The sequence below is a fragment of the Galbibacter sp. L-19 genome (assembly GCF_056857615.1).
In genome coordinates, this window is the sequence record NZ_JBSXNL010000047.1 from 50,877 (window position 1) to 63,765 (window position 12,889).

The 12,889-nt window shown below is 34.9% G+C and carries 9 protein-coding genes and 1 tRNA gene; 2 read left to right on the plus strand and 8 right to left on the minus strand.

The features are described from left to right. Positions 1 to 21: 21 nt before the first annotated feature. Complete coding sequence (locus AC13CQ_RS06655) at positions 22 to 1,212, minus strand: phosphoglycerate kinase (RefSeq protein ID WP_008611529.1); 1,191 nt, start codon at positions 1,210 to 1,212, stop codon at positions 22 to 24. Between the two features lie 457 nt (positions 1,213 to 1,669). On the opposite strand from AC13CQ_RS06655, the gene AC13CQ_RS06660 reads away from it, so the two are divergent. Continuing rightward, positions 1,670 to 2,815 (plus strand): DNA polymerase III subunit, encoded by a 1,146-nt coding sequence (locus AC13CQ_RS06660; protein ID WP_008611530.1) that lies wholly within the window; start codon positions 1,670 to 1,672, stop codon positions 2,813 to 2,815. 702 nt (positions 2,816 to 3,517) lie between these two features. Here the strand turns inward: AC13CQ_RS06660 and AC13CQ_RS06665 are convergent. From AC13CQ_RS06665 to AC13CQ_RS06695, 7 genes are all read right to left on the minus strand, one after another. Next, positions 3,518 to 5,920 (minus strand): zinc-dependent metalloprotease, encoded by a 2,403-nt coding sequence (locus AC13CQ_RS06665; RefSeq protein WP_474507575.1) that lies wholly within the window; start codon positions 5,918 to 5,920, stop codon positions 3,518 to 3,520. A gap of 118 nt (positions 5,921 to 6,038) precedes the next feature. Further along, entirely contained in the window at positions 6,039 to 7,751 is a 1,713-nt protein-coding gene (locus tag AC13CQ_RS06670) for a GMC oxidoreductase (protein WP_335589084.1), read from the minus strand. Continuing rightward, positions 7,744 to 8,298 (minus strand): gluconate 2-dehydrogenase subunit 3 family protein, encoded by a 555-nt coding sequence (locus AC13CQ_RS06675; protein ID WP_337901883.1) that lies wholly within the window; start codon positions 8,296 to 8,298, stop codon positions 7,744 to 7,746. Before AC13CQ_RS06675 ends, AC13CQ_RS06670 begins: the two co-directional genes overlap by 8 nt. A gap of 195 nt (positions 8,299 to 8,493) precedes the next feature. Further along, positions 8,494 to 8,564, minus strand: a tRNA-Cys gene (locus AC13CQ_RS06680). 91 nt (positions 8,565 to 8,655) lie between these two features. Beyond that, the gene (gene folB / locus AC13CQ_RS06685) at positions 8,656 to 9,012 is read right to left on the minus strand and encodes a dihydroneopterin aldolase (protein WP_008611537.1); all 357 of its coding nucleotides are present in this window, start codon (positions 9,010 to 9,012) and stop codon (positions 8,656 to 8,658) included. A gap of 650 nt (positions 9,013 to 9,662) precedes the next feature. After that, a complete protein-coding gene (locus AC13CQ_RS06690) occupies positions 9,663 to 11,126 on the minus strand; it encodes a sulfatase family protein (protein WP_474507324.1) in 1,464 nt (487 codons plus the stop codon). Between the two features lie 244 nt (positions 11,127 to 11,370). Beyond that, positions 11,371 to 12,420, minus strand: coding sequence for a ferredoxin--NADP reductase (locus AC13CQ_RS06695; RefSeq protein WP_008611539.1), 1,050 nt, complete (start codon positions 12,418 to 12,420; stop codon positions 11,371 to 11,373). 126 nt (positions 12,421 to 12,546) lie between these two features. Here AC13CQ_RS06695 and AC13CQ_RS06700 point away from each other — a divergent pair, with 126 nt between their 5' ends. Further along, positions 12,547 to 12,885: a PadR family transcriptional regulator gene (locus tag AC13CQ_RS06700; protein WP_337901881.1), complete on the plus strand. Its 339-nt coding sequence runs from the start codon at positions 12,547 to 12,549 to the stop codon at positions 12,883 to 12,885. Positions 12,886 to 12,889 lie beyond the last annotated feature (4 nt).

Consider the following 12,889-nt stretch of genomic DNA (forward strand, 5'->3'; position numbering starts at 1 on the left):
TATAATTTTTTAAAAGAAATACTAATCTAGTATCGCAGCAATACCAGGAAGTGTTTTTCCTTCTAAGCTTTCAAGCATTGCACCACCACCAGTAGAAACGTAGCTTACTTTATCTTCAAAACCAAATTGTTTAACAGCCGCAACAGAATCTCCACCTCCTACAAGAGAGAAAGCGCCATTTTTAGTAGCCTCTTCTATAGAACTTCCGATAGCGATAGTTCCTTTTGAGAAAGTTTCCATTTCAAAAACTCCAACAGGACCATTCCATAAAATGGTTTTAGATTGAAGGATTACTTTCTTAAAATTCTCTAATGTTTCTGGACCAGCATCTAAACCTTGCCACCCGTCTGGAATTTCATTTACTGGAGAGAATTTTGTTTCTGCATCGTTACTAAAATCATCAGCAGCAATTACATCTACAGGTAAATGAACTTGCACTCCTTTTGCTTCTGCTTCTTTTAATATATTAAGCGCTAGCTCTTGTTTGTCGTCTTCACAAATAGAATCGCCAATTTTTCCTCCTTGTGCTTTTACAAACGTATATGTCATTCCACCACCAATAATTAAGTGGTCTACTTTATCCAAAATATTTTCAATGATAGTAATTTTAGAGGATACTTTAGAGCCTCCAAGAATAGCTGTTACAGGCTTTTCTCCAGTTTCCATTACTTTGGTAATAGATTCTATTTCTTTAGCCATTAAATATCCAAAACATTTGTTTTCTCCAAAGTACTTCGCAACTACTGTTGTAGAAGCGTGGGCACGGTGTGCTGTACCAAAAGCATCGTTTACATAAATATCTCCAAGCTTAGAAAGTCCTTCTGCAAAAGTATCGTCTCCCTTTTCTTCTTCTTCATGAAAACGTAAGTTTTCTAGTAATAAAACTTCTCCTGGTTGTAAGGCAGCTACAGCTTCTTCTGCAACTCTACCTACACATTTGTCGATAAATTTGACTTGAACTCCAATGATTTCAGAAGCTTTATTAGCGAGATGTTTTAAAGACATATCATCTCTAACTTCTCCTTTTGGTCTTCCTAGGTGACTCATTAAAACTGCACTTCCTCCGTCTTCTAAAATCTTAATTATTGTTGGTTTTGCTGCTTCGATACGGTTTGTATCTGTAATATTAAACTCAGCATCCAAAGGCACATTAAAATCTACACGGATTAAAGCTTTTTTATTTTCAAAATTAAAGTCGTCTATCGTTTTCATCTTACTTAATGGGTTTATTAAAGCGCTAATTTAATTATTTATAGTTACCTAAGAAAACACAATAAGTTATATAAAGTTAAATCGATATTAAATTCGTTAGAATGTTGTTTCTTAAAAACCTTGAATTATTCTTTTAATGCTTCATTGAGGGGTTAATTCCCTTACATTTTATGTCGAAAAAGATTAAATTATTTTCTTTTGATTAGTTTGTGGTCTTTGTCTACCCAACTGCGCTTGGATGGTTGCCGAGGTAGTAGATTAGCTTGTATAGCAACTACCTTGAATTGAGTTTGCTATGTATTAGAAAGAAAATTTAAAAAATATTTGGACAGGAATCGTGTAGCAAATCAGGAAAAGGTTTAGGAAGTTCAAATCTCAATGATCTAGCAAACTAATTTATAGGATCACTTGTGGAAATAAAACAGAAAAGTTACTTTCACACCATAAAGAAAAAAGTATGCTTTTCAGCGAAGTTTTAGGGCAACCTCACATTAAAAAACATTTAACGCATAGTGCCGATAACAATAGAATTTCTCATGCACAATTGTTTGTTGGGCCAGAAGGAAGTGGTGTTTTGCCAATGGCTATTGCTTATGCACAATATGTTTTGTGTGGAAATTCTGACGCAGAAAATACTACAGGGAATGCTTCTTGTAATTTAAAATTTAATAATCTTACGCATCCCGATTTACATTTTGCTTTTCCTGTTGCAACCACCGATAAGGTGAAGAAAAACCCTGTTAGCAATCATTTTTTAACAGAATGGCGAACTTTTATAAAAGAACAGCCTTATGGAAACCTTTTCGATTGGTACCAAGTTTTAGAAGTTGAAAACAAACAAGGGCAAATAGGGGTAGATGAAGCTCAAGAAATTGTAAAATCATTATCGTTAAAAGCCTATGAAGGGGGTTATAAAGTAATGATTATTTGGATGGCTGATAAAATGAATACCGCTGCTTCCAACAAGTTACTCAAGCTTATTGAAGAACCGCCTAACAAAACTTTTTTTATTTTAATAGCGGAAGATGAAGAGCAGATTATACAAACTATTCGCTCCCGTTGTCAGATTTTAAACTTTCCTCCGCTGGCAGAAAATGTAATTACCGAAGCCTTGCAAGCTAAAGGAATTGATGCTAATACAGCGCTTAAAATTGCACACCAAGCCAATGGAAATTACAATAAGGCAATAGACTTAGTAAATCGAGATTCCGAGGATTTAGTGTTCGAAAAATGGTTTGTAAGTTGGGTACGTTCTGCATTTAAAGCCCGAGGAAACAAAGCTGTAATTCACGATTTGCTTTCTTGGAGTGAAGAAGTAGCTAAAACAGGGCGTGAAACCCAAAAGAAATTTCTTCTTTTTTGTATGGATGTTTTCCGTCAGGCAATGTTGATAAATTACCAAGCTAAAGAACTTGCTTTTATGGACTTTTCTGTGGAAAATTTTCAGTTAGAAAAGTTTGCTCCTTTTGTACATGGAAATAACATCCTTGAAATTACTCAAGAACTCGAAGATGCAATTTACCATATTGAACGTAATGGGAATTCTAAAATTATTTTAACCGACTTATCCATTAAATTAACCCGCTTATTACATGTTAAATAGGTTCTTATGAAGGTTTAACATGTTTTAAATCAGTTTTATAATATCAATTTTCAAGTGTTTTTATATTCCGCAGTCATGTTAACCAGCGGGAGACATCTCATTCCCGAGAATACCTTTGAGTTAAAAAGTAGGGGTGTGATTTCTCCTTTCCGTCGAAATGACTAGATTAATTCATTTCTTTTAAATCCTGAAGTCATGTCAACCAGCGGGAGACATCTCATTCCCAGAAATACCTTTGAGTTAAAAAGTAGGGGTGTGATTTCTCCTTTCCGTCGAAATGACTAGATTAATTCATTTCTTTTAAATCCTGAAGTCATGTCAACCAGCGGGAGACATCACATTCCCAGAAATACCTTTGAGTTAAAAAGTAGGGGTGTGATTTCTCCTTTCCGTCGAAATGACTAGATTAATTCATTTCTTTTAAATCCTGAAGTCATGTCGACCAGCGGGAGACATCTCATTCCCGAGAATACCTTTGAGTTAAAAAGTAGGGATGCGATTTCTCCTTTCTGTCGAAATAACTAGATTAATTCATTTCTTTTATATCCTGAAGTTATGTCGACCAGCGGGAGACATCTCATTCCCGAGAATACCTTTGAGTTAAAAAGTAGGGATATGATTTCTCCTTTCCGTCGAAATGACTAAACTACAGGTTTATAACTTTAACTTTAGAGTTTCTGAGTTAACTGTAAATAGGTTTTCTTAAAGTTTCCCGAAACAACTCATTCCAATTGGAGATCCATCTGGTATTTTAGGAGATTTTGGAATATTAAACTTCTCTGGATTCTTATAGAATTGAGTAATTCTATAGGCTATTTCAGCCTTATTTGCATCGTTGTTATTGGTGTACTTTTCTTTTATAGTTTTTAGTGTATGGTTGGCTATAGCGTTTACCTGTGGTAGTACATCTTCACTTTTAGCTAGTTTCATAATATGCCAAACAACTCTATAGTTTACAGTGTTTTGAACTTCATTTAAGTAACTATCTTTTTCCGTTTTATATACGGTTTCTTTCAGTAATTCATCTAAAACATCTTGTAATGAAAGCTGATTTTTATCTAATGCTTTTTGCTGAATTAATCGAGAAGCTTTTTCTTCATTCAGTAATAAATTAAGGGTCATTTCAGCTGCGGTTTCGGCTGCAGAAAGGGCGTCAAAACCAATATTGAATTTACCTTTTAAAGATTCTCTTGATGCGCTGTATCCAAAAGCTCTTGGTGGAAATAGATTTAATTTCTCTTGTGGAACGGCAATAACTGTTGCATCTACAGTTTTTAATACTGCATTGAGCGCTGCTTCTTGTTTGTTTTTACTTACTAAAGAAACCACTTCTTGATTGCTCCCTTTCACAGCATAAGAATAATTAAGTCCGCCAATTTGTTTTACAGCCGCTTCTGTTTGATAGCGATGGAAAAGATAAATAGGTACAAAAACATCTTCTAGAACAGTATAAGGTTCATCACTTTTAATATTATCTACAGAAAACTGCTTTATTGCAACCTCTCTAACTTTGAGCATTTGTTCTAGCTCTTCGGTAGCGTCTGCTCCATTATCCCAAAGGTGCGCATAAGGATGAGCACCACCATTTGGACGTGCATCTTGATCTGTTATATAGCGATACCCGTTTTGTGTAGCTTCTTCTAAAATTGTTTTTAAGGCTTTTTCTTCATCTACGCCTTCTTTAAAATCGGAGTACGAATAAGCAACTGTTATTTTATCCCATTCCCCAATCCCTACAGCATAAGCATTTGATAAATCGATTTGCTTATTTTTTAAAGTAACTTTTGGGTGAGGGTAATCCATTACCGAAGCGTTGTTATTGGTGCTTGCCGCAAAATTGTGGGCAAAACCTAAGGTGTGACCTATCTCATGAGCCGATAATTGACGGATTCTTGCTAGGGCCATTTCAAGCATGGGTTTATAATTTTCGTTGGTTTCGGCAAATGGTTGATTCATTAAAGCTTGTGCAATTAAAAAATCCTGACGGATGCGTAAACTACCTAAGCTAACATGACCTTTTAAAATTTCTCCCGTTCTAGGATCTACAATACTGCTTCCGTAGCTCCAACCTCTAGTGGCACGGTGTACCCATTGGATTACATTGTATCTAACGTCCATTGGATCGGCATCGTCGGGTAATATTTTTAGTTGAAAAGCATTTCTATATCCTATAGCTTCAAAAGCTTGATTCCACCATTTTCCACCTTCTAATAAGGCGGAGCGAACTGGTTCTGGAGTGCCGTTATCTAAATAATAAATAATAGGCTCTTTTGCTTCGCTAATTGTAGCATTGGGATCTTTTTTTTCTAGACGATGCCTCACAATATATTGTTTAAGGGTAGATTCTTGAACAGGTGTTGCATAATCGTAGTATGAGAATGGAAAAGAACCGCTTCTGGGGTCGAATGCTCTCTTTTTAAATTGGTTGTCTGGTAATTCTATAAATGAATGATGTTCTGAAACCGTTACCAATGACGCATTAGGAGTAACAGAGCGAATGTAAGATCCTTTGGGTTCTCCTTTAAAGGTAAGCGTTACATCAAACTCCACATTTTTTGGAAATGCTTTGGTGCGTTCCAAGTTGAAAGCGCTTTTTGAAGTATCTAGTTTATAATCTCCTTGATTGCTACTTTTTAGTCTTTTGGCCACTCCATGCGTATCTTGCATTAAAAAATCGGTTGCATCGATAATGTAAGTGCCGCCTTTTTCATTTTCAATTTTGAAGCCAAATAATACAGATTTTGCAAAAGCTTGTTCAACCGATTTCTTTTCAAGTTCATTATCGGTAATGGCTCTGTATTTTGTGTTTGGTTGGATTAATAATAATTTGTTTCCTGCCTTTTTAAAATAGACTACTTGTTCGTTTCCTAATTGTCCTCTATCAAGACCAATATCGTTACTTCCAACACCATTGCTTAAAGAGTATACATATAGAAATTCTTTTTCTAAATTGGTTACCTCTAAGTAAATTTTATCATTGTCTTTATCGTAATAAAAACCAAAAAGCCCAGTATATTTTTCGTAGTCATTATCAGAATTATAGTTGTCTTGAGATTGAACTGTAATTACAGATAAAAAGACAAAAAGGAACAGGTAGTTTTTCATAGGATGATTAAGTTGAAAAGATAAATTTAAGTAAAAATGATTTCTTTTAATAAAAATTATAAACTATAAAGCCATTCAAAATTTTGAATGGCTTTGTTTTAAACTATTAGCTGTTGAGTTATCCCTTTTTTGATTCCTTTATGGCATGATCACAAGCTCTAGCTGTTAAAGCCATATAAGTTAAAGATGGATTTTGAGTAGCAGTTGAGGTCATACAAGCGCCATCTGTTACATATACGTTTTTACAAGCATGTAATTGGTTCCATTTATTTAATAAAGATGTTTTTGGATCGTTCCCCATACGTACGCCTCCCATTTCGTGAATATCTAACCCTGGAGCTTTGTTAGGGATGTCGTGTGCTTTTATATTTGTAAAACCAGCAGCTTCAAACATTTCTGTAAACTGTTCTACATAATCGGCAATCATTTTTTCATCATTATCATCGTAATCTAAATTGATACGTAACTGCGGAATTCCGTATTGGTCTGTTTTTTCCGTATCTAAACTAAGGGTACTTTCTTCTTTAGGGATAGTTTCTCCCATCATATGCGAGCCTACTCTCCAATTTCCATATTCAGGATTTACTAAACCTTGTTTTAAATCGGCTCCCAAGCCATCGGCATGTTGAATAATTTGTCTGTTAGCACCAAAACCTGCTGCATAACCCCTTAGGAAGTCGGTTTCTTGCTTATGAATATTTCTAAATCTCGGAATATAACCACTTGTAGGGCGTCTTCCTTCGGTAGTAAGATCTAAATTTCCATCGTATTCGGCACTTATACTTACTCTATAATTATGGAAAGCGATGTATTTTCCTAAAAGTCCATTGTCGTTTCCTAAGCCATTTGGAAAACGATTCGATTTAGAATTCAGTAAAATCATATTCGAATTAAAAGCACTGGCATTTACAAAGATGATAGGTGCAAAATATTCGGTTGTTTCTTTGGTATTGGCATCTATAACTAATACTCCCGTAGCTTTTTCTTGTTTATCATCATAAACTATGGAGTGAACCACGGCATTGTGTTGCATGGTTAAATTTCCAGTTTTTTGAGCCCAAGGAAGGGTGCTCGAATTGCTACTGAAATAACCCCCAAACGGACAACCACGGCGACATAAATCGCGCGTTTGACACATAGCTCTTCCTTGTTTCATAAAGATGTCCTTGTTTTCGGTAATATGAGCACAACGCCCATAAATTACATGGCGCTGGTTATTGTATTTTTCAGCAACTACTTTTTTAAAGTATTCTTCTGTGGGATTTAATCCCATCGATTTTAAAAATTCTCCATCTGGTAAAGTCTCTAAACCATCATATTCACCAGAAATTCCAACAAATTTTTCTACATAACTGTACCAAGGAGCAATATCTTTATAACGAATAGGCCAATCTACCGCAAAGCCATCACGAGCAGGTCCTTCAAAATCGAAATCGCTTAAACGCTGTGTTTGTCGAGCCCAAAGCAACGATTTTCCTCCTGTTTGATACCCTCTAATCCAATCAAAAGGCTTTTCTTGTATATAAGGTTGCTCTTTATCTTTTGTAAAAAAGTGCTGAGAATCTTCCTTGAAATTATAACATCTTGCAGCAATAGGATTTTCTTTTTGCGTATCAAAAGTGGTATTATTTGCATGTTTTAATTCCCATGGCATCATATTGGTGGTAGGGTAGTCTTTTATATGAGTTACATCTCTTCCACGTTCCAAAACCAATGTTTTTAATCCTTTTTCGGCAAATTCTTTAGCAGCCCAACCGCCACTCATTCCAGAGCCAATAACAATGGCATCATAAGTATTCTTTTTTGTACTGTCAATATTAAAATTAGGCATTGATATTTATTTTATCAGTTGGGTTAATCGTTTTAGTTTTATAAGAAAAAGCACCAGGAATTAATTTGTATGGCATCAAATTCGTCATGTAATATTCGCTGTTTTTATAGCCCCAAACAGCAGTTTGTTTAGTAGTGTGGAGAAAAGTAGAAACATCAGTATTTAAACTTTCACTCTGCATCATTGCTAGAAGTGTTGTTAGTTTTTCTTCTGAATTTAAGTCGGAAAAATCCTCGTCAAAATTTTCTTTTACGGTTGACTTAAAAAGTCTAAGTCCTGCCAAAAAAGTATCTTGTTTTTCTTTATCAGCACAATCGTCGAGCATTACCCAAACAAAATTTTGAATTTTTAGAGAAACACCACCTGGAGTTTCGGTTTCAGGGAGCATGGTATCAATAATTTCTTCTAAAAGAATTTCCTCTTCTTCCGTTATTTTAAGCTTATGAAGAACAATTGGAGTTCTTTCATCTAAAAAATTACAGGAAGGCATTAGCACTAAACCTGTAGTTATAAGTCCTAAGCTTTTAATAGCATTCCGTCTTTTCATTTATTTTGCTTTAGGTAGTTTATTTATGATGAATTAGCAGTAAATATAAATATTATGTCTTATATAACTAAATAGTGTGTATTTTTTTTAATAAAATGAAAAAAATAATGCTAAATTTTTGAAGTGATAGGAGGGTGTTGGAAGCAATATTAGTAAAATAAAAAAATCCATCTGTATTAGATGGATTTTTTGTTGAGGCATCGAGCGGATTCGAACCGCTGTACAAGGTTTTGCAGACCTCTGCCTAGCCACTCGGCCACGATGCCTTTTTACGGATGGCAAATGTAGTAAAAATATTGTTCTTTAACCAAAAGTATTTTTAAAATTGAAAATACCTTTTTTTATTCTTTTTTGATATTAGCGTGTAAGTGTCATTTCAATGGTTACTTGCTCTACATTTCCGCCAATAGGAGGATTTATTTTTGAAACTTCAACGGTAGCTTCTTCTGCAATCTCAATTTCATTAAGAATTCTATCTAAAATACGCTTTCCCACATGCTCTAATAACTTTGAACGAATAGCCATTTCTTCTTTTACAATTCTATTTATCTGTACATAATCTACCGTATCCTTAAGATGGTCGCTGGCTGCAGATGGCTGCAAGTTTGCTTTTACGGCAACATCTACACGGTAATCGCTTCCTATTTTCCCTTCTTCAACCAAGCATCCGTGGTAGGCATATACTTGTATGTTGGTAACTTTTATAATTCCCACAATATTTGTTTTTATGCAAAAGTAAAAAAGTTGAAAGTAAAAAGTTATGCTGTTACAAAGAAAAAAACTACCAACTGAGCACTTTCCTTTATATTGAAAAATTTAAAGATTGAAGGATTGAAAAAGTCAGGAGTCCGAAGCCCGAAGTAAAAAGTTACGTTGTTACAAAGAAAAAAACTTCCTAAATCCTACTGAATACAAGATTCCCAACTCCCGACTCCCGACTTCGGTCTTCTGACTTTTTTTCATTTCCAAATCTTCAAATCCTCAAATTGAGGTATTTACATCTTTGCCCCTTTGCCACATTGAACCAAAAAGTTATAAAGTTATCGAGTTATGTTGTTACGATGTTACAATGAAAAAACTGCATACTGTAACTGTCAACTGAACACTCCCGTCTTCATTTCATTTCCTCATTTCCAAATTAGCAAATTTATAACTTTGCATCTTTGAGTCAAAAAGTTAATAAGTTATTGAGTTATATTGTTGTGATATTTCAGAAAAACTTTTTTTTTGCCTAAAGCCTAAAGCCTAAAGCCTAAAGCCTAAAGCCTAAAGCCTAAAGCCTAAAGCCTAAAGCCTAAAGCCTAAAGCCTAAAGCCTAAAGCCTAAAGCCTAAAGCCTAAAGCCTAAAGCCTAAAGCCTAAAGCCTAAAGCACCATCCCAGGACTTCTAGTTTCAGAACCTTCGGTTTTGGTTAAGGCATCTCCTAATTCATTTCGCTTTTTATTGGCTAACTCAATTATTGTTTTAACAATTTCAGGGTGTTTTTCAATTACATTATTTTGCTCTACGGAATCTATGGCAAGATTATAAAGTTCCATTTTTTTAAGGTCGATATGTTTGTATTCGCCTGGTAAACCATCTTTTCCCTGTGGTTGTCCTTCCATAGTTCTGTATTTATGTGGAAAATATAGTTTCCAATCTTTATAACGCACGGCATGCAATTCGTTTACTCTGTAATAATAGTAGAACGCTTCATGTGGAGTTGTAGTTGTTTTTCCTGTAAGAATATCCCACACGTTTTTTCCGTCTATTTTTTTCTTCGGAAGCGTGCTGTTTGTAAGCGCTGCAATTGTTGGAAAAATATCAATACCCATTACAGGCGTTGTTATGGTTTTGTTCTGCGGAAGTTTTCCAGGGAAACGCGCTATAAATGGAACCCGTTGTCCGCCTTCCCACGAGGTTCCTTTTCCTTCTCTAAAAGGTTTTGCCGAACCAGAATGATTTCCGTACGACAACCACGGGCCATTATCAGAAGTAAAAATAACAAGCGTATTTTCGTCTATTCCTTCTGCTTTTAGTGTTTTTAGAATCTCCCCAACACTCCAGTCGATTTCCATTATAACATCTCCATACAAACCTCTTTCCGATTTTCCTTTAAATTTATCAGAAACAAAAAGTGGAACATGAGGTTGTGGATGCGCAACATATAAAAAGAAAGGGTTGTTTTTGTTTTTCTGAATAAAAGAAACAGCATGTTCTGTAATTTGCGTGGTTAGTAGGGATTGGTCGTTGAGTGTATCTACTACCTTTTCATTTTGATATAAAGGAAGCGGATCGAAATTAAAGATAGGTCCTTGTTGTGGATGATGCGGCCACATATCATTAGAATATGGAATACCAAAATACTCGTCAAACCCCTGTTTTGTAGGCATAAATTCTGGGGCATCTCCCAAATGCCATTTTCCAAAAATAGCAGTGTTATAGCCTTGTTCTTTAAGCATGTCTGCTATGGTAATTTCCTCAGGATTTAATCCAATTTTTGCATCCGGCATGAGTGCATTATGAATACCAATTCTATTGGGGTAACAACCTGTTAAATAACTAGCTCTAGAGGCTGAACATACGGGCTGCGTAGCAGAGAAATCGATTAACTTAATCCCTTCTTTAGCCATTTGGTCGAGATGGGGTGTTTTAATAGCTGGAGCACCAAAACAACCTACATCTTCAAACCCTTGATCGTCGGTAAGAATAAAAACAACATTAGGTTTTTTATGCTTTTCCACAGCAGAATTTTCAACAGATTCCGATTCTGTTTTCTTACATGAAACAAATACTGTAGCGACAGCTAACATATAAAGGAAGCGGCTTGAGAGTGAAAGAAATTTCATAGTAAAATGGTTTTGGAATGGTATTTAAAACAAACATAGCTTAAAAACGCGAGGTTTAAAAGCTATGTTTACTTGTTGTATATAAAATATTCCGAAACAATTTACTCGGTAATCGAGATTTGAATCTCTCATTGAGAGTTTTATTTTCCAGAGCCTGTGCTGAGTTTACCGAAGGGCTCTTCGTTGAAATGAATTAAATTTGTTTCCTTTGAATCCTTCATAGGCTTGCCTCGAGGTAGTTTACTTATACATCATCAAAATCAATCGAAATAGAATCAGAAGTTGGGTGTGCCTGGCAGGTTAATATTAATCCTTCTGCAATTTCTCCATCGGTTAGAATTTGGTTTTTTACCATTTCTACTTTTCCTTCGGTTAATCTAGCCACACAACTACTACAAACGCCACCTTGACAAGAGTATGGAGCGTCAAGATCTTCGGCTAAAACAGCATCTAAAACACGCTGCTTTCTATCCATTACAATTTCTGTCTCCTCGTCATCAATTAGTACTTTCACCTTTGTTTTTCCATCTCCAATAGAGTCTGGAACTTCAGAATGGTCGTCCGAAGTGGTGAAATGTTCTACATGAATTTTATTTTCTTCTATGCCATTTTCTTTTAATGTTTCCGAAGTACTTTCAATCATGGCTTCAGGGCCACAAATATAGAAAGCATCAAAAGGAGTCTCTTTGTGCTTATTTTTCAGAATATAATTAATGGTAGAACGTTCAATACGCCCAAATAAAGAACCTTCTTCTTCTGTCTGACTGTAAACAAATTGCGCGCTAAATCTATTTGGGAACTCCTTTAATAATTCCATTAAATCTTGATGGAACATCGTTTCTGAAAGCGATTTATTACCGTAAACGAGCATTAAATTTTTGTCGGTATTATGCAAAATATCTTTTGCAATACTCATAATAGGTGTAATCCCACTACCGGCTACAAAAGCAGCTACATTTTTTCCTTCGTAATCTGTAGCTTCAAAGGTAAAACGCCCTTCTGGCGGATGAACTTCTAATACATCCCCAACTTTAATGGTTTGTGCATATTTAGAAAAAGTTCCGTTAGGCATTTCTTTAATTCCAACAGAAATGTTTTTTTCGTCTTTTCCAGAGCATATGGAATAAGAACGACGCAACTCTTTCCCGTTGAATTCTTTCTTTATAGTGATGTATTGACCAGGAATAAATTTATAAAGGTTTATAAGGTCTTCTGGTATTTCAAAAGTTATTACTACAGCTTTTGATGTGATATTATTTATTGCTATTACTTTAAGCGAATGAAAATGAGTCATCAATAAAATTTTTGGCAAAAATAGGCATTGCATTCACTTTAAAAAATGTGATTAAGAAAAATTTATACATAATATTCTTATGTATAAAATTATTTACTATATATTTGAGGGAAGATTAATGTTAAAATGGGTAATTCAAAATTATATAAGGGCAGTTTAAATACTATTATTCTAAAATTGTTAGAAAAGAATGATAAAATGTATGGTTATGAAATTACGCAAAGAGTAAAAGAGCTAACTAAAGGGGAGCTGGAAATTACGGAAGGTGCGCTATATCCTGCATTGCATAAGTTGGAGTCGGAAGGATTGCTAGATGTTGAAGTAGTAAAAGTGGATAATAGAATGCGTAAATATTATAAGCTAACACAAAAGGGTACTACAGAAACTGCAAATAGATTGGCAGAGTTAGAAGCATTTATAAGAAATATGGAGCATTTGGTAAAACCTAAATGGAGTATTGATTAATAAG